The sequence below is a fragment of the Rhizobium sp. AG207R genome (genome assembly GCF_027109195.1).
Lineage (GTDB): Bacteria > Pseudomonadota > Alphaproteobacteria > Rhizobiales > Rhizobiaceae > Rhizobium > Rhizobium dioscoreae.
The window spans coordinates 543,916-569,405 of record NZ_JAEPVT010000002.1 but is presented as its reverse complement, the minus strand read 5'-3'; the positions used below and the strand labels follow the sequence as shown (position 1 = coordinate 569,405).

25 protein-coding genes are annotated in these 25,490 nt (G+C 59.5%); 22 read left to right on the top strand and 3 right to left on the bottom strand.

Annotation, left to right across the window (positions count from 1 at the left end; translation table 11 throughout):
* Positions 1-5 precede the first annotated feature (5 nt).
* The 15 genes from flgK (at position 6) to folD (ending at position 13,404) form a co-directional block, all read left to right on the top strand.
* Entirely contained in the window at positions 6-1,496 is a 1,491-nt protein-coding gene (gene flgK / locus JJQ51_RS06725; RefSeq protein WP_145633310.1) for a flagellar hook-associated protein FlgK, read from the top strand.
* A 3-nt stretch (positions 1,497-1,499) separates the two neighbouring features.
* Positions 1,500-2,549: a flagellar hook-associated family protein gene (locus JJQ51_RS06720; protein WP_095433963.1), complete on the top strand. Its 1,050-nt coding sequence runs from the start codon at positions 1,500-1,502 to the stop codon at positions 2,547-2,549.
* 37 nt (positions 2,550-2,586) lie between these two features.
* Complete coding sequence (flaF, locus tag JJQ51_RS06715) at positions 2,587-2,934, top strand: flagellar biosynthesis regulator FlaF (RefSeq protein WP_113330066.1); 348 nt, start codon at positions 2,587-2,589, stop codon at positions 2,932-2,934.
* Positions 2,931-3,383, top strand: a complete 453-nt coding sequence (gene flbT / locus JJQ51_RS06710) for a flagellar biosynthesis repressor FlbT (RefSeq protein ID WP_095433964.1) — start codon at positions 2,931-2,933, stop codon at positions 3,381-3,383. The genes flaF and flbT overlap by 4 nt, the downstream gene beginning before the upstream one ends.
* On the top strand, positions 3,371-3,868 hold the full coding sequence (gene flgD / locus JJQ51_RS06705) for a flagellar hook assembly protein FlgD (RefSeq protein ID WP_113330067.1): 498 nt from the start codon (positions 3,371-3,373) through the stop codon (positions 3,866-3,868). The genes flbT and flgD overlap by 13 nt, the downstream gene beginning before the upstream one ends.
* Positions 3,869-3,897: 29 nt before the next feature.
* On the top strand, positions 3,898-4,164 hold the full coding sequence (gene fliQ, locus JJQ51_RS06700) for a flagellar biosynthesis protein FliQ (protein ID WP_075855152.1): 267 nt from the start codon (positions 3,898-3,900) through the stop codon (positions 4,162-4,164).
* A gap of 148 nt (positions 4,165-4,312) precedes the next feature.
* Complete coding sequence (gene flhA / locus JJQ51_RS06695; protein WP_069611337.1) at positions 4,313-6,400, top strand: flagellar biosynthesis protein FlhA; 2,088 nt, start codon at positions 4,313-4,315, stop codon at positions 6,398-6,400.
* Positions 6,397-7,149 (top strand): flagellar biosynthetic protein FliR, encoded by a 753-nt coding sequence (gene fliR, locus JJQ51_RS06690; RefSeq protein WP_113330068.1) that lies wholly within the window; start codon positions 6,397-6,399, stop codon positions 7,147-7,149. Before flhA ends, fliR begins: the two co-directional genes overlap by 4 nt.
* A 71-nt stretch (positions 7,150-7,220) precedes the next feature.
* Entirely contained in the window at positions 7,221-7,637 is a 417-nt protein-coding gene (locus tag JJQ51_RS06685; RefSeq protein ID WP_069611339.1) for a hypothetical protein, read from the top strand.
* A 134-nt stretch (positions 7,638-7,771) separates the two neighbouring features.
* Positions 7,772-8,368, top strand: a complete 597-nt coding sequence (locus JJQ51_RS06680) for a rod-binding protein (RefSeq protein ID WP_269244441.1) — start codon at positions 7,772-7,774, stop codon at positions 8,366-8,368.
* A 14-nt stretch (positions 8,369-8,382) separates the two neighbouring features.
* On the top strand, positions 8,383-8,751 hold the full coding sequence (locus JJQ51_RS06675; RefSeq protein WP_095433968.1) for a hypothetical protein: 369 nt from the start codon (positions 8,383-8,385) through the stop codon (positions 8,749-8,751).
* Complete coding sequence (locus tag JJQ51_RS06670) at positions 8,748-9,275, top strand: hypothetical protein (RefSeq protein ID WP_113355672.1); 528 nt, start codon at positions 8,748-8,750, stop codon at positions 9,273-9,275. Before JJQ51_RS06675 ends, JJQ51_RS06670 begins: the two co-directional genes overlap by 4 nt.
* A gap of 253 nt (positions 9,276-9,528) precedes the next feature.
* A complete protein-coding gene (locus JJQ51_RS06665) occupies positions 9,529-10,368 on the top strand; it encodes a WecB/TagA/CpsF family glycosyltransferase (RefSeq protein ID WP_113330159.1) in 840 nt (279 codons plus the stop codon).
* Between the two features lie 219 nt (positions 10,369-10,587).
* On the top strand, positions 10,588-12,387 hold the full coding sequence (locus JJQ51_RS06660; protein WP_269244440.1) for a succinoglycan biosynthesis transport protein: 1,800 nt from the start codon (positions 10,588-10,590) through the stop codon (positions 12,385-12,387).
* 117 nt (positions 12,388-12,504) lie between these two features.
* Positions 12,505-13,404, top strand: coding sequence for a bifunctional methylenetetrahydrofolate dehydrogenase/methenyltetrahydrofolate cyclohydrolase FolD (gene folD / locus JJQ51_RS06655; protein WP_113421408.1), 900 nt, complete (start codon positions 12,505-12,507; stop codon positions 13,402-13,404).
* A gap of 7 nt (positions 13,405-13,411) precedes the next feature.
* On the opposite strand, the gene JJQ51_RS06650 is transcribed toward folD, so the two are convergent.
* Complete coding sequence (locus JJQ51_RS06650) at positions 13,412-14,443, bottom strand: substrate-binding domain-containing protein (protein WP_113330073.1); 1,032 nt, start codon at positions 14,441-14,443, stop codon at positions 13,412-13,414.
* A 310-nt stretch (positions 14,444-14,753) separates the two neighbouring features.
* Between JJQ51_RS06650 and JJQ51_RS06645 the strand changes: the two genes are divergently transcribed.
* The 6 genes from JJQ51_RS06645 to JJQ51_RS06620 all read left to right on the top strand — a co-directional run bounded on the left by JJQ51_RS06645 (position 14,754) and on the right by JJQ51_RS06620 (position 21,756).
* Positions 14,754-16,115, top strand: a complete 1,362-nt coding sequence (locus JJQ51_RS06645; protein WP_113353775.1) for an ABC transporter substrate-binding protein — start codon at positions 14,754-14,756, stop codon at positions 16,113-16,115.
* 124 nt (positions 16,116-16,239) lie between these two features.
* Positions 16,240-17,256 (top strand): carbohydrate ABC transporter permease, encoded by a 1,017-nt coding sequence (locus tag JJQ51_RS06640; RefSeq protein ID WP_113353776.1) that lies wholly within the window; start codon positions 16,240-16,242, stop codon positions 17,254-17,256.
* Position 17,257: 1 nt separating this feature from the next.
* Positions 17,258-18,412: a carbohydrate ABC transporter permease gene (locus JJQ51_RS06635; protein WP_269244439.1), complete on the top strand. Its 1,155-nt coding sequence runs from the start codon at positions 17,258-17,260 to the stop codon at positions 18,410-18,412.
* 36 nt (positions 18,413-18,448) lie between these two features.
* Positions 18,449-20,101, top strand: a complete 1,653-nt coding sequence (gene bglA, locus JJQ51_RS06630; RefSeq protein ID WP_269244438.1) for a beta-galactosidase BglA — start codon at positions 18,449-18,451, stop codon at positions 20,099-20,101.
* A gap of 21 nt (positions 20,102-20,122) precedes the next feature.
* On the top strand, positions 20,123-21,211 hold the full coding sequence (locus JJQ51_RS06625; protein WP_113330078.1) for an ABC transporter ATP-binding protein: 1,089 nt from the start codon (positions 20,123-20,125) through the stop codon (positions 21,209-21,211).
* A gap of 191 nt (positions 21,212-21,402) precedes the next feature.
* Entirely contained in the window at positions 21,403-21,756 is a 354-nt protein-coding gene (locus JJQ51_RS06620; RefSeq protein ID WP_113330160.1) for a hypothetical protein, read from the top strand.
* Between the two features lie 46 nt (positions 21,757-21,802).
* On the opposite strand, the gene JJQ51_RS06615 is transcribed toward JJQ51_RS06620, so the two are convergent.
* Positions 21,803-22,399 (bottom strand): TetR/AcrR family transcriptional regulator, encoded by a 597-nt coding sequence (locus JJQ51_RS06615; protein ID WP_145322779.1) that lies wholly within the window; start codon positions 22,397-22,399, stop codon positions 21,803-21,805.
* Between the two features lie 294 nt (positions 22,400-22,693).
* Between JJQ51_RS06615 and JJQ51_RS06610 the strand changes: the two genes are divergently transcribed.
* A complete protein-coding gene (locus JJQ51_RS06610) occupies positions 22,694-23,524 on the top strand; it encodes a DUF3313 domain-containing protein (RefSeq protein ID WP_371864863.1) in 831 nt (276 codons plus the stop codon).
* A gap of 41 nt (positions 23,525-23,565) precedes the next feature.
* Here the strand turns inward: JJQ51_RS06610 and edd are convergent, their stop codons facing one another.
* Complete coding sequence (gene edd, locus JJQ51_RS06605; RefSeq protein WP_152093700.1) at positions 23,566-25,389, bottom strand: phosphogluconate dehydratase; 1,824 nt, start codon at positions 25,387-25,389, stop codon at positions 23,566-23,568.
* Positions 25,390-25,490 lie beyond the last annotated feature (101 nt).

Genomic DNA, 25,490 nt, shown 5'->3' with positions numbered 1-25,490 from the left:
CAGTCATGTCGCTCACAACAGCTCTCAATAACGCGCAGGCAATATTCAACAATACCGGCACGCAGAGCAGCGTCGTGTCGAACAATATCGCCAATGCCAACAACACGAATTATTCGCGTCGTCAGGCGGTGGTGACGACCAATATGGCTGGTGCTCAGGTGGTGCAGATTGCCCGCAGCAGCGAACCGGCATTACAGAAGGCCTATCTCAGCTCGGCCTCGTCGGATTCGGCACAGCAGCTGCTGCTGAATGCATACAGCAACCTTCAGTCGGCCACGCTTGGCGGCAACGATAACGAGATCGCGCCGTCGACTTATCTGTCGGCATTTCAGGATGCGATGCAGAACTATGCGGGATCACCATCCAACGCGACGGCGGCGCAATCTGCGATCAATGCGGCCCAGAGCCTGGCGACATCGCTCAACAATGCCACGGCGGCAGTGCAGAGCGCCCGTACCGACGCCGACAAGCAGATCAGCTCCGACGTCGATACGCTGAACAGCCTGCTGAAGCAGTTCCAGACCGCCAACGACGCGGTGAAATCGGCAACGACCACGGCTGGCCCGACATCGAGCGCCCTTGCCGACGCGATGGACCAGCGCGATTCGATCCTGAACCAGATTTCGAAGATCGTCGGCGTGACAACCGTGACGCGCGGCAACAACGACATGGCGCTTTACACCACGAGCGGAACGACCCTGTTCGAGACCATTCCGCGCTCGGTGACGTTCCAGCCGACGAGTACCTACACGGCAGACACGACAGGCAACAGCGTTTACATCGATGGGGTTGCGCTGACTCCAGGCCAGGGCGCGAATACGACGGCACAAGGCACGCTTCAGGCGGCACTTCAGATTCGCGATGATGTTGCGCCGACCTATCAGAAGCAGCTTGATGAAATGGCTCGAGGGCTGGTTACGGTCTTTGCGGAAACGAACAGCGATTCTTCAAAACCGACTCTGCCTGGCCTGTTCACCTGGAGCGGTGGCACCGTTCCGGCCAGCGGTACGGCAGTCACGGGCTTGGCGGGCTCGATAACCGTTAATTCGAAATTAATCACGTCTCAAGGTGGTGACCCGACGTTGCTACGTGATGGTGGTATTAATAACGATAGTACTACTGGTGAAACCGGTTATACCAAGAATACCAGCGGCGACAGTGGATATTCCACCCAGCTTGATGGCTTTATCACTGCCATGAATACGAAGATGGCGTTCGATCCTGCCGCTGGCTCCGACACCAATGCCACGCTCATGGATTATTCGGCGAGCTCCATCGGTTGGCTCGAGGGCCAGCGCAGCACGGCAACGACGGCGGGGGAAAATACCTCTGCTGCTCTATCGCGCTCCTCGAGCGCCTATTCGAATGCGACGGGCGTCAATCTCGATGAAGAACTGACGCTGATGATGGATATCGAACAGTCCTACAAGGCTGGAACGAAGATATTGAACGCAGTCAATGAAATGCTTCAATCTGTACTGGATATTGCGAGCTAAGCCATGAAACTTTCTTTCATTTCGAGCACGGCCATTCAGAACGCCATGCGTCAGACGATTCGTCAGGCGCAGAATGAGATGACGAGTGCATCGACCGAGGCGACCACGGGCGTCTATGCCGACATCGGCGTGGCGCTTGGCAGCAGCACGTCGCTCAATGTGAATCTGACGCGGGAAGTGTCGCGCATCGATTCCATTCTCAGCAGCAATTCCATTGCGAACCAGCGTATGACGACGTCGCAAACCGCCTTGACCGGCATGGGCACGCAGGCACAGAACCTGATGGACCAGCTTGTGGCGCTGAGCGGCAACACCGATGGCAGCAGCGTCGCCCTGGCGCAGCAGACGGCGAGCTCGACGCTGTCGAGCGTCATTGCATCGGCCAATACGATGGTGAATGGCGAGTATCTCTTTGCCGGAACCAATACCGACGTCCAGCCGATGACGGATAATTCCTCGGCAACGAACGCGGATATTCAGGCGCAGCTTGCGACTTACATGGCAAATCAGTCACCGCCGGTAACTGCAGATACCATATCAGCCGACCAGATAACGGATTTCATCACCAATACTGTCGCGCCGATGTTCACATCAGACAGCAGCTGGTCGAGCTGGTCGAGTGCGTCCGATCAGAATATGACGAGCCGCATCAATAATTCGGAAGTCATCGAAACTTCGACGAACTCGAATTCGTCCGGCATGCGGTATCTGGCACTCGCGACCAGCGTGACCAATGCGCTGATGGGTACGCCGCCGGGCCTCAATCAAAGTGCGGTGAATGCCGTCACACAGCAGGCCATCAGCTATACGCGCCAGTCGATCGACGGGTTGAACAGCCAGGCAAGTCAGCTCGGTCTCTCGCAGTCACGACTGTCGGACGCGAATACGACGCTGAATGCCCAGAAGACTATTCTCAACACCAGTATCGGTGACTTAACCGGAGTCGATCCTTATGAGGCATCGACCAAGGTCAACAGTCTCGAGACCCAGCTCGAAACGGCTTACACGATTGTTTCAAAGATCCAGCAGTTAAGCCTTGTAAATTACCTTTGATGATCAAAGGGAAGTAATGACCAGGAAGGATGCATGAATGTATCAGTTCTCATATGCGGAAGTCATGCAGGATGCAGTGGCCGACGCCAAGGAACGAGAACGACAAGTTCTGGACCGGTCGATAGCTCTTCTCTCTGCGGCCCGTGATGCGGGGAAATACGGCCGTGAAGCGATCGAGGCTCTCTTCTATACGCGACGCCTATGGGTAAGCTTTGTCGAGGACCTCAAAAGCCCGGAGAACCAGCTCAATGTCGAGCTGCGTGCCAATCTGATTTCGATCGCCATCTGGATATTAAAGGAATGCGAACGGATCAGGCGGCGCCAGTCGGAAAACTATCAAGGCATCATCGATGTCACCACCATCATCAGGGATGGACTTAAATGAAAAGTACGCTTCGCATATCGCTTAAAGCCGGGGAAAAGATCTTTATCAACGGGGCCGTCCTGCGCGTCGATCGCAAGGTTGCTCTGGAATTCCTGAATGATGTGACATTCCTGCTCGAGAACCACGTGCTCCAGCCGGAGGACGCAACGACGCCCTTGCGTCAGCTCTATTTCATCGCGCAGATGATTCTCATCAATCCGGAAGGCAAGGAACAGTCGACGGCGATGTTCCGCAAGTCGATCGTCATGCTGCTGTCGTGCTTCCACAATGAGGAAGTGCTGGCCGAGCTGAAGCGCATCGACGGCCTCGTTGCCACCGGCCGCGCCTTCGATGCGCTGAAGGCGATCCGCGGTCTCTACCCGGTCGAAGACAATATTCTGAACAATCAGGAAATGCCGGCGGCGACGATCGAGCACATCCGTCGGGAGATTGCTCCATGGCAACGGTAGACGCCGTCAACAGCAGCACGAGCAGCAGCTCCTCGAAGACTGCTGCTGCCGCATCGGCGAGCGCCAACCTGAATTATAACGACTTCCTGCAGCTTCTCATCGCGCAGATGCAGAACCAGGATCCGACCGACCCGATGGATGCCAGCCAGCAGATTTCTCAGCTGGCGAGCTTCTCTCAGGTCGAACAACAGATCCAGACGAACTCGCATCTGGAAACGGTGTTGCAGAACCAATGGATCTCGCAGGCGTCGGACTATATCGGCAAGCAGATCATGAGCGCCGATGGTAAGACGACGGGCACGATCAAGGAAGTGACCGTCTACACGGACGGCATCATCGCCCAGACCGATGCCGGCGACAAGATCCTGATCCAGGCCGGCGTTACGATCGCTCCGGCAGGCACGACCATTGATCCGCCGGCCACGTCGAGCGATAGTAGCAACAGCAGCGATTCGTCGAGCACGGATTCGACCAGCAGCTCATGAGGAGCCGCTGAACCGGGAGTGGACATGCCATGAATGAAGCCGATGCCTTGGATATTTTCCAGGCTGCGATCTGGACGGTACTTGTGGCTTCCGGTCCGGCTGTCGTCGCCGCCATGGTCGTCGGTCTGGTGATCGCCCTGATCCAGGCGCTCACCCAGGTGCAGGAAGCGACCTTGACCTTCGTGCCGAAGATCGTCGCCGTCATGGTCACGATCGGCATCTCGGCACCGTTCGTCGGCGCGCAGATTTCGATCTTCACCAATCTCGTCTTCTCCCGCATCCAATCGGGTTTCTAAGATAAGTCTGAAGGCCATTTCGGCCTCCGGATCGCGCGCATCAATGGCAACGGCCATGCTCGCGCAAGCTTCGACCTTTAGAGGTCGGTTCCAATAGGGCAGGCGGGTCAGCCGTTTGCCACCTCTCATGAAGAGACGGAACCGGTCGATGGCACAACCACCCGCAATAGCACTTCCCAAAGCCAATCCCAGCATACGCGATATCGGGTTTGCCCTCGGTATCATGGTCATCCTGTGCGTGCTGTTCCTGCCGATCCCGCCGTTTCTGATCGACCTTGGACTGGCTTTCTCGATCGCGTTCTCCGTGCTGATCCTCATGGTGGCGCTCTGGATCAAGAAGCCGCTGGAATTCTCGTCTTTCCCGACGATCCTGCTGATCGCGACGATGACGCGTCTGGCGCTGAACATCGCCACGACCCGCGTCATCCTTTCGCACGGCTATGAAGGGCACGATGCCGCCGGCGGCGTCATCGCCGGCTTTTCCAGCCTGGTCATGTCCGGCGATTTCGTCATCGGTCTGATCGTCTTCCTGATCCTCATCACCATCAACTTCATCGTCATCACCAAGGGTGCGACCCGTATCGCCGAAGTGGGCGCCCGCTTCACTCTCGATGCCATCCCCGGCAAGCAGATGGCGATCGACGCCGATCTTTCCGCCGGCCTCATCGATGAGAAGGAAGCGCAGCGCCGCCGCCGCGAACTGGAAGAGGAAAGCTCCTTCTTCGGCGCGATGGACGGTGCCTCCAAATTCGTACGCGGTGACGCGGTTGCCGGCCTTCTGATTACCTGCATCAACGTCTTCGGCGGCATCATTATCGGCTATTTCCGTCATGGCATGCCGATCGGACAGGCGGCCGACGTTTTCGTGAAGCTCTCCGTCGGCGACGGTCTGGTTTCGCAGATGCCGGCGCTCATCGTCTCTCTCGCGGCCGGCCTTCTCGTTTCGCGCGGCGGCACCTCCGGCTCTACCGACCAGGCCGTCGTCAATCAGCTGAGCGGCTATCCGCGCGCGCTCGCCGTCTCGGCGGTTCTCATGGGCATCCTGGCCATCATGCCTGGCATGCCCTTCCTTCCCTTCGTTTTCCTTGGCGGCCTGATGGCCGCCGGCGCCTGGTTTATTCCGCGCCAGATCGAAGCCGAGAACAAGCTTCGCCGCGATGCTGAAGAGCAGAAGGTGATGCAGACGAAGGAAATGGAAAAGGATTCGGTCAAGTCGGTTCTGAAGACTGCCGAAATCGAACTGGCGCTCGGCAAGATCGTCTCCACCCGCCTGCTCGGCGCTCACCAGGAGCTCGCCTTCCGCGTCGGCAAGATGCGTAAGAAGTTCGCGACGCAATACGGCTTCGTCGTGCCGGAGATCAAGGTGATCGACGACATGGCGATTGCCGACAAGTCGTATCAGATTCGCATCCACGGCACGACGATCGCCTCCAACATGCTGCGTGTCGGCGAAGTGCTTGTCGTCACCGGTTCTGGTCGCAAGCCGACCGTTCCGGGCGACGAGATTCGCGAACCCGCTTTCGGCATGCCCGCCGTCTCCGTTCTCGAAGCCTTTACCGAGGATCTGAAGCGCGAGGGTTTCCAGCCGATCGACAACGTCTCCGTCGTGCTCACCCATATGAGCGAAGTCATCCGCAACAACCTGCCGGCATTGCTGTCCTACAAGGACGTCAAGATCCTGATCGAACGTCTCGATCCGGAATACAAGAAGCTCGCCGACGAAATCTGCTCGTCGCACATGTCCTATTCCGGCCTGCAGGCCGTGCTGAAGCTGTTGCTTGCCGAACGCGTCTCGATCCGCAACCTGCATCTCATTCTCGAAGCGGTCGCCGAACTCGCGCCGCATGTGCGCAAGACCGAGCAGATCGTCGAGCACGTGCGCGTACGCATGGCGCAGCAACTCTGCGGCGATCTGGCCGATAACGGCGTGCTGCGCGTCCTCAGACTCGGCAGCAAATGGGATCTGATTTTCCACCAGGCGCTGAAGCGCGACCAGAAGGGCGAAATCGTCGAATTCGACATCGACCCGCGCAGCTTGGAAGAGTTCAGCGAGCAGGCCGGTAAAGTTATCCGTGAATACATGGACCGGGGCATGCCCTTCGTTCTTGTCACGTCGCCGGAAACGCGCTCCTATGTACGCATGATCATCGAACGCCTGTTCGCGACGCTTCCGGTTCTGTCGCATGTGGAATTGGCCAAGGGGATCGAGATCAAGATTCTAGGTTCGATTTCATGATTTCAGACCCGCAGGGGACCATTCTGGCGCTGTTCGTCGCCTTCTGCCGCATCGGCGGCTGCATGATGGTCCTCCCGGGATTTTCCTCCGGTCGCGTTCCCCCGCAGATCAGACTGCTTCTTTCCGCAGCACTGACGATGGCGATCCTGCCGCTGCTCTGGAACACGATCTATCCGCAGGTGTCGAAGGGCGATGCGAACTATATCGGCCTCATCTTTACCGAAACCGTCATTGGATTGATGTATGGAATGATGGCCAGGATCTATACGCTGGGCCTGCAATTCACCGGCACCGTCATATCGATGATGATCGGCTTCAACGCGCCCGGCGGCGCCGACATCATCGAGGAATCGACCGAAACATCGCTCACCAGCCTCGTCAGCTTTTGCGGGCTGATGATTCTCTTCATTATGGATTTTCACCATTATGTTTTGCAGGCGCTGGTCGATTCCTATTCGGTCATCCCCTTCGGTGGCCACATTGAGCCGCGCGCCGCGCTGATCTCGATTACGGATACGCTGGAGACGACCTTTTTCATCATGCTGCGGCTGGCAAGCCCCTTCGTGCTCTATGGCCTGATGTTCCAGATTTCGATCGGTTTCATCAACAAGCTGGCACCGCAGATACCGATCTATTTCATTTCCACGCCGTATCTGCTGATGGGAGGGCTGTTCATGCTCTATCTCAGCATCGCGGCCTTGGTCAGTCAGTTTTCCAGTGCGTTCCTCACCGTCTTTAACGGGCATTAGCCCGTAGGCGGACAGATGAAGAAGCCCGATTCGGGCAGGGCCGGCAAAAGCAGCCGGCGGGTAGGTAGACGATGGCGGAGAAAAACCGCTCCGAAAAACTGAAGCGCCTGGTCGCGGTGCAGCGACATCTGGAACGGATGGCGGAAAACGAGCTTGCCGATACGACCCGGCAGCGCGCCGAAGTGACGGAAGCGATGGAGCGGGTCATGGTTGCCATCGGTTCGGTCGATCCGGTGCACATGGCGTTCTCGATCCATTACGCCGAACGTTACGGCCGCCTGATGATCCGGGATCAGCAGCTGGAAAGCATCCAGACGCTCATTCAGATGAAGGTCCAGCAGGAGCGCACCAAGGCCGACAGGCTGGAAGAGCACATGAAGGATGCGCGCGAGCTCGAATTGCGAGAATCGGACGACAATGCCGTCTACGATATCATCGATCAGCGTTTCGCCGGCGCAACGCCAGCCTCCAGCAAGGTTCAAAAATAATAATCGTCGCGATCATGGAGCGGGATTCGCATCGTTGGGTTGCCGACCTGCTCTGACAATTTGATTCGACATGTCCTGAGATGGGCGCTGAGCCGCGCATTTTCAGGATATGCGAGAGCAGAAGGAGACGTGACGTGGCTATTTCGCCTCCGAGTGATTTGGTCCTCGATGTCGTCAAGGCGGCAAATCCCGCCGATGTCGAGGCCGCGCAGGCCAAGCTTGCTGCCAATCGGGCCGCTTTCGCCGCCACCAGCCTGGCCGAAAGCGGCAATGGTTTCGGCGCGACGGTGGATGCGATGAACAGCGCCGCCACCCAGGCGGGCCTCGCCAACGCCAATACGCATGTGGCTGGGACCAAGGTCCCGCAGGCCTATCGCAAGTTCGAGTCCATGGTGCTGCAGAACTTCGTGAAGAACATGCTGCCGAGCAGCGAGACGCTCTACGGCAAGGGTTCCGCCGGCGAAATCTGGAAGGGCATGATGGCCGAGCAGTTGGGCGACACGATCTCCAAGAATGGCGGCGTGGGCATCGCTGAGAAAATGTACAAGGAGCAGGTCGACAAGATGCGCAATACCGGCGCCATCCACTCCGCGACCGATGAGAATGACAAGAAGATGGCGCTTAGTGCGATTACCGATTTTCAGCGCAAGACGCTGGCCGCCGCCGATGCCGATAATGACGGCAACAACAGCATCACCAATCAGAATTCGTTGACGTCCCAGAAAGCATGAGCGAGGAAACAAACATGGAAATGATGTCGCAGGACTATCGGATCAAGTCTGTCCTTGGCCGCCTGGAGATGATCATCGACAATGAGAACAACCGGATCGGCACCGACCCGGAATTCGATCTCAAGGTATCGAACGCTCACAAGAGCCGCTGCCTTTACGAATTGTCGATGCTGTTTCGCGATACCGATCCGGCCGATCTCGCCGCCGCCCATATCGAGCAGCTGCATGATCTGAAGAAGAAGCTGGTTCTGAACGCCCGCCGCGTCGAGGCTCATCTCGAGGCCGTGCGCGCCGTCGCCGAGATTTTGAAGAATGCCGTGCAGAATGCCGATGCGGACGGCACCTATTCGCAGGAGCAATTCCGCGTCCGTGAGGCCGGATGATCAAGCTCGTTATCACCGGCCTGTGGGTCTGCGTCGTAACATTGGCCTCGGTCTATTTTTCGGTGCAGGTGGCGACGGCGCCCGCGATCAGTCCTGATGACGCCAAGAAGGCGCAGCAGGAACTCGTCAAGGGCGAGTCGATCAACGTCCCCGTTATCTCCAACGGCCAGGTGACCGGCTATTTCCTGACGCGCATTTCCTTCATGATGGAGAAGGGCAAGGCGAATGCGTTTCAGATACCTCTGCCGGAGTTGACGACCGATGAGCTCTTTTCGCTGTTGATCGGCAACAAGACGATCGATATTTCGCATGCACAGAATTTCGACGTTGCCGCCTTCCGCGCCGATCTGAAGAAGCGGATGAACGAGCGGCTCGGCGGTGATTACGTCGCCGACGTGCTGATCGAACAGCTTGACTATCTCTCCAAGGAAGAAACCCACGGTGGGGAAAGCGTGGGCAAGAGAACGGTCAAGCCTGTCAAGATCGTGCAGGATGCGGCCAAGGACAAGGTGCCGGTCGAGTGATATTTCCCGGCCGCAAGATGTCGATTCACGCAAGAATGTAAGCAATGTCTTACATTCTGCAGATATGCTTAACAGATCCCTGCTGATTTCCGGCAAATCCAACCTTCCTTCCTAACGGAAAGTTGGATTTGTCTTGCTATAAACTCCTCCAAGCCATGCCTCCCAGTCGCCGCACCGATGAACGGTGAGGGGCATGGGCTTTATGCGTACCGGCATCATGCGCATTAACGATGCCGGGCAGGAGGGTGTTGGATTGAACCAGGTAGCCGATTTTGCCGTCGTCGCGTCGCGCCGCATGATCTTCGATCTGCCGGTATGCGATCTGGGCTGGGATGACGCGCTGACGTTCGTCAACGAGCTTGCATCCCTGCCGGTCGGGCAGACCTCGATCTCCTTCGTCAATGCTCATAACATGCTGGTCATGCTACGCGATGACAGCTACCGCAATGTCCTTGAGCATAATCTGGTTCTTCCCGATGGCGTTGGCCTCGACATCGCATCGCGCGTCGCTCATGGCGAACCTTTCCCGGCCAATCTGAACGGCACGGATTTCGTGCCCGCGCTGCTGACATTCATGGAGCGGCCGAGGCGGATCGGCCTCTTGGGCGGCAAGCGCTCCGTCGTCGAGAAGGCGGCGGAGAAATTTCGCCAGCACGCCCCGTGGCACCAGTTCATCGTCGTATCGGACGGTTTCTTCGATCCGGCGCGAAGTAACGCCGTGACCGCGGAAATCAGCCGACAGAAGATCGATATCCTGATCGTCGGAATGGGCACGCCGCTGCAGGAAAAATGGGTTGCCGAACATGTCGGGCCGCAGCATGCACGCCTCGTCCTGACCGTCGGCGCCTTGTTCGATTTCATTTCCGAGACGGTGCCGCGGGCGCCGAGGCTCGTGCGTGCGATGCGCAGCGAGTGGCTGTTTCGTCTGGTGTTGGAGCCGAATAGGCTCTGGCGGCGTTACATGCTGGGCATACCGTTATTCTTCTATCAGGTTGTCAGGCATCAGTTCGGTCGCAAGGAGCGCGTCCTTCGCGCAGAGCCGCATCCTTTGCCGCAGCGGCGTATTGCCCCGCCGAATAAATTAGCAAGCTAGTATTTGCGGGCTTGGCGTTAACTCTTTTTTTGGCATGAAATTTTAGAGTGGGTTAACCATTTGCATTGGTCTCGGACCATGTGCGCGAGATAACCCGCCATGTTTGAAAGCAAAGCCAGGACCGGATTCCACCCCGACGATGCGGAAACCCAAAAGGTTTCGCGGCGATCCGTCCGGCATATCTCCCCTTACGATGAAGATCATGGCTTGGGTAGCGCGGTGAACTTACGCGCTGCCAACTCCGACGACCCGCGCGATGCGGAACTGCGCGCCATCCTGCGCAGACGGTTGAATGGCGATCCCTATCCGGTGTCCGGTCGACGAAGATCGCCGGAGATCGGAACGGCGGCTGAGCAGACGGAAGATGTCTCGCACGCCTACCGCCCGGAACGCCGCGAAATATCAGAGCTGGCATCGGAGCCTACGCCCGATTTGCTGGAATTCGTGCCCGATCTGCTTGAAGGCATAGGGGAGCTTCCGCGGCAGGTCGCCCCCGCTCCGGTTGTCGTTGAACAAGTATCTCGTGCCGGACGCTGGTCCCTCGGCTTTGGCGCTCTCTGTTTCATTGCCGCGGCCGCGCTGATGGGAGCGGCTATTCCCACCCTGCTTGCCCCGCCGCCGCTCTATGTGTCGCAGGCTGTTCTGCATGCGGAGGGCGAAGGTCGCGGGCGTCAGGCCCTGCTGGATGTCGCGGCGACGCGTCTCGTCGCTCCATCCGTATTGTCCGACATTGTCGCCAGGATGAAGCTTGACCGCGATCCGGAATTTACCGGCAGTCGCGTAGGCGCTCTCGGGGTTGCCGTCGAGCTGCTTTCCGGCAGCGGCAACGCGTCCGACGCGCCGTCACGCGCGCAGGCAACGCTGCGCAAAGACATTGCCGTCGATATCGATAATCAGACCGGTCTGCTGCGCCTGAGCGTTACGTCGGGCGATCCCGCCAGATCGGCCGATATTGCCAACCGGCTTGTTATCGCTTCCCTTTATGATCCCGCCGTTGCAAAGGCGGCCGGTACGTCACTTGGGGCCGAAACGGCGGCTGATCGCAGCCGAAAGGAGCTCGATCGCGCCTCCGCCGCCCTTGCCGAATTCAAGGCGCGCTATGGCGAAGACAGGATTGCTGCGGCGGAAGCGCTCCGGCAGCAGCGTCAGCAGCTGGATGTGCAGATAAAGGCAGCCGATCTGGCGGTACGCACCGCCAAGGCCCGTCTCGCGGCCGTCAAATCGGCCACGCTGGCATCGGTGCTGACCGGTGCATTGTCAGGCGATCTTTCGGCGCCGGGACTTGATGATCTGCGCAGCCGCTACAACGCCGCCAAATCACAGCTGACCCAGCTCTCGGTGCAGCTCGGCCCGCGCCATCCTCGCCTGCTTGCACAGCAGGCCACCGTCGATGATCTTGCCGCCAATATGCGCAGCCAGCTGCAGCGTCTGGCCGTCAGCAGTGACGCGGACGTGAAAGCGGCCCTTGAGAAACAGGCCTCTCTCTCTTCGCAAATGACTGCCGCCAGCCAGGCGGGGAGTGATGTCGATCTCGGCCGTCTCGCACAGCTCCAGGATGCCGTCGCGATGGCGCAGAGCCGCTATGAGGCGGACCAGCAGAATGCCGCCATGACGGTGTCGGAAGCCAAGCCACCGCTGACGGTATTGTCCCAGGCGGTCGCTTCCGCCGCGCCGCTGGATGATCATCTTGCGAGCAATCAGGCTGCTGGCTTCCTCGCAGGGCTTGGCCTGGCACTTTGCGCCATATTCCTGCGCAAGTGGCTGGCCGGCGCGGAGCTGGCAGAAGAACAAGCGGACGATGAGAGCATCATGCCGATGGCTCAAGCTTTGCATCATGACGATGATATGGAGCTCCCATCATTGCCGGCGATCACGCCGGAACCATCGGCTGCTCTTGTTTCCGATGGTGCAGATCAGCTCGATATGGCGGACGAGTGGGTCCGCATCCAGCAGGAGCTTGCATCCCTGCGTGCCAAAGTCGAAACCTACGCGGTGCGCCGGCATCAGGATCGCGGCTGAACGCCCCATCGTTTTCCCTTGCAATTACCGCTTTCAGACACCATAGGGCGTTGGCAGGCAACTCCCTCGGGCGGATGGCCTGTAGATTGCCAGCGAATTCATGATCGGGAGACGAGCGTGACGACAGTGATCGACGGGAAACAAGCCGCGGCTTCGGTGATCGAGGCCGTGAAGGCTGCGGCGGCGGAACTTGAGGCGGAGGCCGGGGTGAAGACCGGGCTTGCGGTCGTCATCGTCGGCGACGATCCGGCCAGCCACGCCTATGTGAACTCCAAGAGCAAGATGGCCAAGGAGTGCGGCTTCAAGTCGGTTCAGCACACGCTGCCGGCGGAAACGACGCAGGAAGAACTAGCGAAGCTCGTGGCTTCCCTGAACGACGATCCCTCTATCCACGGCATTCTCGTGCAGCTGCCGCTGCCGAAGCATCTGAATTCCGATGCGATCATTCAGTCGATCCGTCCTGAGAAGGATGTCGATGGCCTACATGTTGTCAATGCAGGCAAGCTTGCGACCGGCGATCTCGAAACCGGGCTGATCTCGTGCACGCCGGCCGGCGCCATGCTTTTGGTACGCTCCATCCATGGCGAGGACCTGTCGGGGCTGAATGCCGTCGTCATCGGCCGCTCCAACCTGTTCGGTAAGCCGATGGCGCAATTGCTGCTGTCTGCCAATGCGACTGTCACGACGGCGCATTCGCGCACGAGGGATCTCGCCTCGGTCGCCAGAGGTGCCGATATTCTGGTGGCAGCCGTCGGCCGTCCCGAGATGGTGAAGGCCGATTGGGTGAAGCCCGGCGCCACTGTCATCGATGTCGGCATCAACCGGATCGATGCACCGGAGCGCGGCGAAGGCAAGAGCCGGCTGGTGGGCGATGTCGCCTATGGTGAAGCATCCGAAGTCGCTGCCGCGATCACGCCAGTTCCCGGCGGCGTCGGACCGATGACGATCGCCATGCTGATGGCCAATACCGTCATCACTGCCCATCGCGCCGCGGGTAAGAAGCCGCCGAAATTCTAAACAGATATCAGTCGGCCGGCGCAACGCCGGTCGATGCGCGTACGATCAGTTCCGCCTTCCACAATTCCTGCGCAGGAAATGTTTCGGTATGCTTGATTTCCCCGATGAGCCGTTCGGCGATGCGCACGCCGGCGGCTCGCAGTGATGAGCGCGTGGTCGTCAGCGGCACGGTGAAGTTTTCCGGCTTGAGCAAGGTCAACACGTCGTCATGGGCAATCATCGAGATGTCCTCGCCAAGCCTGAGCTTTGCCTGATTGATGGCGCGAACGGCACCGAGCGCCAGCACCGTACTCGAGCAAAGCACGGCCGTCGGGCGTTTGTCTTTCTCCATCTGCAGAATGCGTTCCATGACGAGCAGGCCCTGTTCGTCCGTCATCGGCGTATGGCTGGTGCAGGCCTCCTCGAGCGCCAAGCCACGTTCGGCGAGGGCCGCATCCACGCCGTTCTTCCGGCGAATGGCGAAATCGAGGTAGATCGGGCCGTTCAGAAGAGCAAAGCGCCGATGGCCGAGCTGCAGCAGCAGCTTCGTGGCATCGTAGAAAGCGGCTTCGTTGTCGAGATCCAGGAAGGGATAGTCCGGCTCGGAGCCGATCGATCGTCCATGCACGAGGAAGGGCATGGAGAGCGACTTCAGCATTTCCAGGCGGGGGTCGTGGCCGCGCATATAGTTGACGAACAGCGCGTCGACATTGCCGCTGGCCGCCAGCCGCCGCAAGGCGCCGACCTCATCGTTCGGATCCGCCGGCGTCAATACGAAATGGAAGTCGTGCCGCAAGGCTTCCTCGCCAAGGCCGGTCAGAAACTCCGAGAAGTGCACATCCGAGGAATTTCCGGGTGAGGTCGGCATGACGAGCCCGATTGAGCCGGCTTTGCCGGTCGCTAGTCTCTGGGCCGCCTTGTTCGGTCGGTAGCCGGTTTCTCGAACCGCTTTGAGAACGCGCTCGCGAGTCTCGCGATTGACCTCCGGATATCCGTTCAATGCCCGGCTGACTGTCGTCTGCGACAGCCCGAGCATGTGCGATAGCTGTTTCAGATTCACGGTATTTCGGCTCCTCCAACTGCATGCCGCCACGATGCCGAGACAACCTCCCGAAAAGTCTCAGGCTTTCAAAGCGCTTTCAATTATGTAGCAGCAGAAGCGTGGGAAACAAGATAATTAGTGAAAAATCGACATGCATTCTATGCTGCAACGCGAGAATTGCTGTGTATACTGGCTGAAATCTGAAAATCGCTTGACTTTATCCCGCTCTCAATGGATGACAGGAGTAGCCAAAGCGCTTTGAGGAATGGGGCGCGCAGCACAAAACTGTGCCGGGCTCATGGGTTTCGTTATTAGGGAGGACAACCGCATGAAGAAAATGTTTCTGATGACCGTCGCTGCCGCCGCTCTGGTGGCCGGTACGGCGATGGCTGCCGATCTGAAGTTCCAGCCGGGCCAGGACTCCAAGTTCAACTGGAAGAGCTATGACGACTTCAAGGCGGCGCATGCCGACCTGAAGGGCGAGACGCTGACCATCTTCGGCCCCTGGCGCGGCGAGGACGAGGCTCTCTTCACCAGCGTCCTGAACTACTTCACCGAAGCGACCGGCGTAAACGCCAAATATTCGTCCTCGGAAAACTACGAGCAGCAGATCGTCATCGACACGCAGGCGGGGTCGCCGCCGAATGTCGCCATTCTCCCGCAACCGGGCCTGCTCGCCAACCTTGCCAGCAAGGGCTATCTAACGCCGCTCGGTGATGATCTCTCGTCCTGGGTCAAGACCAATTACGGCGCCGGCGACAGCTGGGTCGGCTACGGCACCTACAAGGGCAAGGACGGCAAGGACGCCTTCTATGCCTTCCCCTACAAGGCCGACCTGAAGTCGCTGGTCTGGTATGTGCCTGAGAATTTCGAGGAAGCCGGCTACAAGGTTCCGACGACCATGGAGGACCTGATCAAGCTTTCGGATCAGATCGTCAAGGATGGCGGTACCCCCTGGTGCATCGGCCTCGGTTCTGGCGGTGCGACCGGCTGGCCGGCAACCGACTGGGTGGAAGATCTGATGCTGCGTCTGAATACGCCGCAGGATTATGATCACTGGGTCGATAACTCGCTGAAGTTCAATGATCCGAAGGTCGTTGCGGCGATCGATGAATTCGGCAAGTTTGCAAAGAATCCGAAATATGTTGCCGGCGGTGTTGCGGCCGTTGCCTCGACCGACTTCCGTGACAGCCCGAAGGGCCTCTTCACGGTCCCACCGAAGTGCTACCTTCACAAGCAGGCATCCTTCATCCCGTCCTTCTTCCCGGAAGGCACCAAGCTCGGCCAGGATGCGGACTTCTTCTACTTCCCGCCCAGCGCCGCGCATCCTGAACTCGGTAAGCCGGTTCTCGGTGCCGGCACGCTGGCAGCCATCACCAAGGATTCGAAGGCCGCTCGCGCCTTTATCCAGTTCCTGCAGACGCCGATCGCCCAGGAAGTCTGGATGGCCCAGTCCGGCTTCCTGACGCCCTACAAGTCCGTCAACACGGCTGCCTACGCCAACGACACGCTGCGTAAGGAAGGCGAAATTCTGACCACGGCGACCACCTTCCGCTTCGACGGTTCCGACCTGATGCCGGGTAAGATCGGCGCAGGCTCGTTCTGGACGGGCATGGTGGATTTCGTCGGCGGCAAGTCCGCTCAGGATGTAGCCGACGGTATCCAGAAGTCCTGGGACGCCATCAAGTAAGACATCATAGCCCTGCCGTCGCCGGCATTTCGCCGGCGGCGCCATACTGCATATAACGACGCGCCCTTCAGCGCGGCCGATGCCCGACTGATGGACAAAAGCAAAGAATTCGGGGAGGGAAGGGATGTTTTCGCAGATCGTATCGGCGATTGGCGCCATGATATTCGGCGTTGCCATTTGCGCCGCTTATTTTTGGTTCTCCAACAAGTTTCTGGACGTGATTTTCCCGGCGCGGGAGGGTGACGACGTCCATCAGGCGGCTGTCAATCTTCGCCGCCGTGGCCTCATCCGCCCCTGGCTGTTTTTGGGGCCGGCACTGCTCCTACTCATCGTCTATCTCGTCTATCCGGTCGTCGCGACCTTCATCCTGTCCTTCTACGGGCCGGACGGCAGCAAATTCGTCGGCGGCGCCAACTATCTCTGGGCGCTCAACGACACCGAATTCCGCCAGTCGATCTTCAACAACATTCTCTGGTTGGCCGTGGTTCCGGCCGCCTGCACCTTCTTCGGCCTCGTCATCGCCGTCATGACCGACCGCATCTGGTGGGGCAACATCGCCAAGGCCGTCATCTTCATGCCGATGGCGATTTCCTTCGTCGGCGCCTCGGTCATCTGGAAATTCATCTATGAATATCGTGGCGGCACCGACGCGCAGATCGGCCTACTGAATGCCATCGTCCAGTTGTTCGGCGGCACGCCGGAGGTCTGGATCACCATTCCGTTCTGGAACAACTTCTTCCTGATGGTCATGCTGATCTGGATCCAGACCGGCTTTGCCATGGTCATCCTTTCGGCGGCCCTGCGCGGCATTCCGGAGGAGACGATCGAAGCGGCCGTCATCGATGGCGCCAATGGCTGGCAGATCTTCTGGAAGATCATGGTGCCACAGGTCTGGGGCACGATTGCCACGGTTTGGACCACGATCACCATCCTTGTCCTCAAGGTGTTCGACATCGTGCTCACCATGACCAACGGTCAATGGAACACGATGGTGCTCGCCAACCTGATGTTCAACTGGATGTTCCGCGGCGGCGGCGACAGTGGTCGAAGCGCCGTCATCGCGTTGGTCATCATGATCGCGGTCACGCCGATCATGATCTGGAACATTCGCCGTGCAAACGCAGAAACGAAGGGGCGCTGACATGATTGGAAATCTCGGTCGCATCGGCCCCGCCCGCATCTTCGTTCACGCCGCGGTATTGCTCATCGTCCTTATCTGGCTGTTGCCGACGCTCGGCATCTTCGTCACGGCACTGCGCGACAAGGATCAGATCGTCGCTTCCGGCTGGTGGACGGCCTTTGCCGGCTCGTCGCGCACCACGGCAGCCCGCCTCGACGGTCCGGATAAGGCAAAGCCGGACGGCGCAAATTTCGTGATATCAGGCACGCTCGCCGTCGAAGGCGGCGGCAAGATCCAGGCCTTCGGCCTGCGCGTACAGGAGCCGGCAGCCTACAAGGCTGGCGCTCCCGCCGCACTGGAAAATGGTGAGACGCTGACGATCAACTCTGACGGAAGCTATCGCTATCAGAAGAATGGCCCGTTCGAAGCTGATGCGCGGGCGAAGCGCGTCTATTTGACGGTCGCCACGCCGCCGCAATTCACGCTCGACAACTATCGCAACGTGCTGGGCGGCGAGGGTATCGGCCAGTCCTTCATCAACTCGCTGACGGTAACGATTCCCGCGACGGTCATTCCGATCCTGATCGCTGCCTTTGCGGCCTATGCGCTTGCCTGGATGGAGTTTCCAGGTCGCGCGATTCTGATTGCGCTCGTCGTCGGCCTGATCGTCGTGCCGCTGCAGATGTCGCTGATTCCGCTCCTGCGCATCTATAACGAGATCGGCCAGATGTTCGGCGTGCCGTCGAAGACCTATCCAGGCATCTGGCTGGCGCACACGGCCTTCGGTCTGCCGCTCGCCATCTATCTCCTGCGCAATTACATTGCCGGCCTGCCGAAGGAAATCATCGAATCCGCCCGCGTCGATGGCGCCAGCGATTTCGACATTTTTGTCAAGATTATCTTGCCGCTGTCATTCCCGGCACTGGCCTCCTTCGCGATCTTCCAGTTTCTCTGGGTGTGGAACGACCTTCTGATCGCGATGGTCTTCCTCGGCACCGACAAGGATCACCTCGTGCTCACGGCCGCCCTCAACGCGCTGCTCGGCTCGCGCGGCGGCAACTGGGAAATCCTGACGGCCTCGGCCTTCGTCACCATCCTTATCCCACTCCTCGTCTTCTTTGGTCTGCAGCGCTATCTCGTGCGCGGTCTGCTTGCCGGGTCGGTGAAGGGGGGCTGATTCAAAAACACGTACTTACTACAGGACCCATTCAGCATGAGCATTGCTCTTCAATCGGCTTCGGAAGTTGACAAGGACTGGTGGCGCGGCGCCGTGATCTATCAGATCTATCCGCGTTCCTATCAGGACTCCAACGGCGACGGCATCGGCGATCTCAAGGGCATCGCCGTCCGCCTGCTGCATGTCGCATCGCTTGGCGTCGATGCGATCTGGATTTCGCCGTTCTTCACGTCGCCGATGCGCGATTTCGGCTATGACGTCTCCAATTACGAGGACGTCGATCCGATCTTCGGTTCGCTCGCCGATTTCGATGCGATGGTGACGGAAGCTCATCGTCTCGGCATCAAGGTGATGATCGATCTGGTGCTGTCGCACAGCTCGGATCGCCATCCCTGGTTCGTCGAGAGCCGTTCGAGCAAGAATAACCCCAAGGCCGACTGGTACGTCTGGGCCGATGCCAAGCCGGACGGCACGCCGCCCAACAACTGGCTGTCGATCTTCGGCGGCTCGGCCTGGGCGTGGGATCCGACCCGCATGCAATATTACCTGCACAACTTCCTGACCTCGCAGCCGGATATGAACCTGCATAATCCCGAGGTGCAGGATCGCTTGCTTGACGTCGTACGTTTCTGGCTCGATCGCGGCGTCGATGGCTTCCGCCTTGACACCATCAATTTTTACTTCCACGACAAGGAATTGCGCGACAACCCGGCGCTGGAGCCCTCGCGCCGCAACGCCTCCACCGCGCCGGCGGTCAATCCCTATAACTTCCAGGAGCATCTCTACGACAAGAATCGTCCCGAGAACCTGGAATTCCTGAAGCGCTTCCGTGCCGTCCTCGACGAATATCCGGCGATTGCCGCCGTCGGCGAAGTGGGCGACAGCCAGCGTGGCCTCGAAATCGTCGGCGAATACACCTCCGGCGGCGACAAGATGCATATGTGCTACGCCTTCGAATTCCTGGCGCCGGATGCACTGTCGCCGGATCGCGTCGAAGAGGTGATGAACGACTTCGACACGGCTGCTCCAGAAGGCTGGGCGTGCTGGGCCTTCTCCAACCACGACGTCGTGCGCCATGTCAGCCGCTGGGGCAATCTGGTGGCGGACCGCGATGCTTTCGCCAAGCTCTATGCGGCGCTGCTGCTGACCCTGCGCGGCTCCGTCTGCCTCTATCAGGGTGAGGAACTGGCGCTGACGGAAGCCGATCTCGCCTATCAGGACCTGCAGGACCCCTATGGCATCCAGTTCTGGCCGGAATTCAAGGGGCGAGATGGTTGCCGTACGCCGATGGTCTGGGACAGCCAGGTGGCGCAGGGAGGCTTTTCCACCGTCAAACCTTGGCTGCCGGTGCCGGTCGAGCATATTCTGCGCGCCGTCAGCGTCCAGCAGGGCGATGAAAATTCGGTGCTGGAGCAGTACCGTCGCTTCCTCGCCTTCCGGAAGCAGCATCCGGCCTTCGCCAAGGGCGAGATTGCCTTTTCGGAGCCGCAGGGCGACGTGCTGATCTACACCCGCACTTATGCCGGTGAGACCATTCTCTGCGTCTTCAACATGAGCCCTGTCGAAACGCTGGCAGCCCTGCCTGATGGCAATTGGCAGGCGTTGACGGGACACGGATTTACCAGCAACAACTACGGCAACAAGATCGATATTCCGGCCTGGGGCGCCTACTTCGCGCGTCTTGCCTGACCTTTGGGAGGAGGAAGCATAATGACGGGACTTGTTCTGAAGGATATCAAGAAATCCTACGGCAGCGTGCATGTGCTGCACGGCATCGATCTGGAGATCAACGAAGGCGAATTCATCGTCTTCGTCGGCCCCTCCGGCTGCGGCAAGTCCACCTTGCTCAGGATGATCGCCGGCCTGGAGAGCATCACGGCCGGGGATATGATGATCGCCGGGCAGAAGGTGAATGAGGTGCCGCCGTCGCGGCGCGGCATTGCCATGGTCTTCCAGTCCTACGCGCTCTACCCGCATATGACGGTCTACGACAACATGGCCTTCGGCATGCGCATCGCCGGCGAAAGCAAGCAGGAGATCGACCGTCGCGTGAGGGCGGCGGCAGCGAGCCTGCAACTCACGCAATATCTGGAGCGTCTGCCGAAGGCACTTTCGGGTGGTCAGCGCCAGCGCGTCGCCATCGGCCGCGCCATCTGCCGCAATCCGAAGGTCTTCCTGTTCGACGAGCCGCTGTCGAACCTCGACGCCGCGCTCCGTGTCGCGACCCGCATCGAGATCGCCAAGCTCAGCCAGTCGATGCCAGAGACGACGATGATTTACGTCACCCACGACCAGGTGGAGGCCATGACGCTGGCCGATCGCATCGTGGTGCTGTCAGCCGGCCGCGTCGAACAGGTCGGTGCACCGCTCGAGCTTTACGAGCGCCCGGCCAATCTGTTCGTCGCCAAGTTCATCGGCTCGCCCGCCATGAACATCATCCCGGCGACGGTAACCGAAACCGGCTCGACGACCACCGTGACGCTGACGGGCGGCAAGGCCGTGACGCTGGATGTTCCGACGACGGCCGACGAGAAGGGCAAGACGGCGAGCTTCGGTGTGCGTCCGGAAGACCTGCGCGTCGCAACCGGTGACGACTATCTCTTCGAAGGCGAGGTTTCCATCGTCGAGGCGCTTGGCGAAGTGACCCAGCTCTATCTCGAAGGTCTGGTCGATGGCGAGCCGATTATCGTCAAGATTCCCGGCATTGCCGATATTCATCGCGGGCAGAAGATGCGCTTTACGGCCGACCGGCAGAAGCTGCATCTGTTCGATGCCAGCGGCCATTCCTATCGCAAGTAGTGGCTTACGGGAGCGTCGCCGGCTCAAACAAAGGTGAATAACAAAATTCATCTTGGGCCGGCGCGTTCAAACCTTCTGTTAAAGACCGGCTGATAGTCTCCCTCCATAATATACTTCAGGGGTCTACTAAGATGGCCGCGTTCGGCAGAGCTAATTCGGGTCAGCATTTCCTCAACAAAGAAGAATCCTTCATGTATGACCGCGAGGTGCGGTTCCGCATGGAAGATACGATGAATGCGGCGCGCCTCGAATACACCGAAAAGGGTGTGATGAACCTTGCGTCCCGCCGCTGCGATATTATTCGTATCTCGCAGAGCAGTGCGGTTCTCGCGATCCTCACCCAGTATAATCTGCCGAAGCAATTCTATCTGGATATCCCCGACGCGCGCATTACCAAGATCGGCTGCGTGTTGATGAAGGTCTTCTCCAACAACACCGTCGAAGTTCGTTTCCTGCGTCTTCTCACCGAGAAGGAAATGAACAAGATCTTCGTCTACAGCACGCATCCGGCCCATAAGAACCGCGTGCTCGATATCCGCGCCTGATCGACGGCCACAAGAAACGGGCATAGCGATCCGTACGGCAGACGGTTCAGATTTCCGTCCGCCATTTTTCGAGCGCATCCTCAAGATATTTGATCAGCGGCAGTCTGCCATTTTCCCGCAACCATTTGTCGACCGACAGGCGCAGCGGACTGACTGCGATCATCGAAACCAGCCGCAGACCGTCTGGGTCCTTCGTCGGAAACAATTCACACAGGGCTTGGTAGGCGATTTGCTCGAGCTCCAAAGAGTTGCCTCGTGCGCGGGCGCGCAAGATCTCGCTTTGACGTAAAAGCTTGGCAGTCTCCAGAAGCCGAGGCGCTTCCGCCTCGATACGGACCACAAGTCCCAGGGTGGCTTGATGGACGACCTCTAGGGGGCGCCCGGCTGAGGCACTCTCCATGATGCCAGTCCGCAGCGCATCCATATATCGGCGTTGATGCGCCAGAAGAATATCGTCCTTGCTCTTGAAGTAATAAAAGAAAGTCCGGCGGGAAATCCCGGCTGCTGCCGCAATCTCCTCGATTGTCGTTTCCTGATAACCTTTCTCAAGAAAGGATTTCATTCCGACGTCCGCTATGCGTTGAAAGGTCACGCGGCGCTTCTGTTGGCGCAGGCCTTCCGGCTTGGATGGTGCATCGTGCATTGGATCATTTTGGCATGAGTCGCAACGCCGCTCAAATCTGGCGCATGCCCCGTGGCTCCTTCTCTGTGGTCTCAATCTCTGGTGAAATAAATTCTCCGCTTCGCTCCCCGATTGCCGCAAATCGGCCGATATTAATATTACACTCAGTGCGATATTTAATGTTGATGCTGATGTTCATAACCCGGTGCAGGAGCACAAACATCCATGGCAGCCAATGCAATCTCAAATCACGATGGAAGTAAGACGTATGGTCCATATGCCGCCGAAAGCCGTCGGAGGCGCGATATTTGCTCGATGGCTCTGCTGTTGAGCGTGCTAGGAGGCTGTGCCGCCGCGCCGCTGGATCGGGCGGGATCCCTGCGATCCTATGATGGCCTGGCCCGATCGGACGGGCTGGTCGCACACTCGCTTCTGAGGGTGAGCAAGGACGATGTTCTTGCGGCCAAAACCGTGAAGATCATTCCCACGGCTTTTTCCATGCGCGCCGAAAACGCCGCCTTTACACCCAAACAGCGCGATCTCGTCACCAATGCCGTCGACAGGGCGCTTTGTTCCGGATTGAGCGAACGCTTTGCCGTCGTCGGTCTGTCCGAGCCAGCGGATTTGACCGTCCGCGCCGTCGTGACACAGGTCAGGGCAACGAATGCCACCGCCGTCGGAGTCTCGAAAGTTGCGTCTGTGGGCAAGAGCGTATTGCTGCCGGGTGTACCGGTTCCGGTTCCGCGTATTCCGATCGGCATGGGCAGCCTCTCGCTCGAGGCAGAGGCTTTCAATCCCCAAGGCGTACAGAAGGCTGTCATGATCTGGGGACGTGGCGCGAACGCATTTTTTGATTCGGGCACCATCGCCAAGGAAGGGGATGCCTATAGCCTCGCCGCCAAATTCGGCGGCGATTTCAGCAAGATGCTGGTCAAGGGCAAGACGCCGTTCGGCGCGGCGCCCTCGTTCCCTTCCAAGGCGAAATTGGCGGCCCTCGTCGGCCGCGCGCCCAAGTATGAGGCCTGCAAGGCGTTCGGGAAGTCACCGGGCGTAACGGGCTTTGTGGGAGCACGCCTCGGCCTTCCGCCGGCATGGACGGACAAGGCTCCGCCGGAAGCAGGAAATATGGCATCGAAAGCTCCTTGATCAGCCTTCAATGCCGCCCTGCCGAAATCCAGCGGATAATCTCAGTGGCGGAACAGGACGCTTGCGCCCTGATCCGCCGGCCCCGCGGCGTGGCGGAACGGTACGAAGAGCTCGCGGCCCATGCCGAATTCATTCTCCGAGAGATCGGCGACCACGGGCTCCCGCTCCGCCATATCGGCGGCATCGACGAGGACTTCCAGCGTGCCGGCGATCGCATCGATGCGGATGATGTCGCCTTCCCGGATGCGGGCGATCGGGCCGCCGTCGACGGCCTCCGGCGTCACATGAATGGCGGCCGGGACCTTGCCCGATGCGCCAGACATGCGGCCGTCGGTCAACAGAGCCACGCGGAAACCGCGATCCTGCAGCACGCCGAGTGCCGGCGTCAGCTTGTGCAGCTCGGGCATGCCATTGGCCTTCGGTCCCTGGAAGCGGACGACGGCGACGAAATCGCGGTTCAGCTTGCCGTCCTTGAAGGCCTGCTGCATCTCGAGCTGGTCGTGGAAGATCACGGCCGGCGCTTCGATGATGTGGCGCTCCGGCTTGACGGCAGAAATCTTGATGACCGCCTTGCCGATATTGCCGCGCAGCATCTTCAGGCCGCCATTGCTCTGGAAGGGCGTGTCGATGCTTGCCAGCACTTTCGGGTCGTGGCTTTTGTCCGGGGCTGGCTCGCGCACCACATTGCCGTCAGCACCGAGCTTGACGTCGATGGAGTAGCTCTCGAGGCCGTGGCCGTAGACGGTGCGCACGTCGTCGTGCAGCAGCCCCTTCTTCAGAAGTTCCTTGATGAGGAAGCCCATACCGCCGGCAGCATGGAAATGGTTCACGTCGGCAAGCCCGTTCGGATAGACGCGGGCAAGCAGCGGGATGATGTCGGAAAGCTCGGAAATATCCTGCCAGGTGAGCACGATGCCGGCCGCGCGAGCCATGGCGACGATGTGCATTGTGTGGTTCGTCGAGCCGCCGGTCGCATGCAGGCCGACGACGCCGTTGACGATCGAGCGCTCGTCGATCATCTCGCCGGCCGGCGTGAATTCATTGCCCATGGCGGTGATGGCGAGTGCGCGCTTGGTCGCCTCGCGCGTCAGAGCCTCGCGCAGCGGCGTGCCGGGATTGATAAAGGAGGCGCCTGGCATGTGGAAGCCCATGATCTCCATCAGCATCTGATTGGAATTGGCCGTGCCGTAGAAGGTGCAGGTGCCGGGGCCGTGATAAGATTTCGATTCCGCTTCGAGGAGTTCGGCGCGGCCGACCTTACCTTCGGCATAGAGCTGGCGCACGCGTGACTTCTCGTCGTTCGGCAGCCCCGAGGTCATCGGGCCGGCCGGGATGAAGACGGCAGGCAGATGGCCGAAGGAGAGAGCGGCGATGACGAGGCCGGGAACGATCTTGTCGCAGACGCCGAGGAAGACGGCCGCATCGAACATATTGTGCGACAGGCCGACGGCAGCCGACATGGCAATCAGGTCCCGCGAGAAGAGCGAGAGCTCCATGCCGGGCTGGCCCTGCGTGACGCCGTCGCACATGGCCGGCACGCCGCCAGCCACCTGGGCGATACCGCCCGCTTGCGCCGCCGCCTCGCGGATGATCGCAGGATAAGTCTCAAAGGGCTGATGTGCCGAGAGCATATCGTTGTAGGAAGTGATGATCCCGAGATTGGGCACGCGGTCTCCGGCCAGCGCATCCTTCTCGGAGGGGGAACAGATGGCGAAGCCATGCGCAAGATTGGCGCAGCCAAGCACGGAGCGCTGCGCGCCCTTCGTTGCGGCATTGCGCAGGCGGTCCAGATAGCGTTCGCGCGTCGGCTTCGAGCGCTCGACGATGCGTGCGGTGATCTTGGAAATGCGGGCGTCAGCGGCCATGGTCGATCTGCCTCCGTCTGTTCTGCGCAATGCCCGAAGATCTATCTCGGTGGGGGCGTGGCGCGGGGGGTCCAAAAGTCAATGCTTTGTCGCTGCGCCCG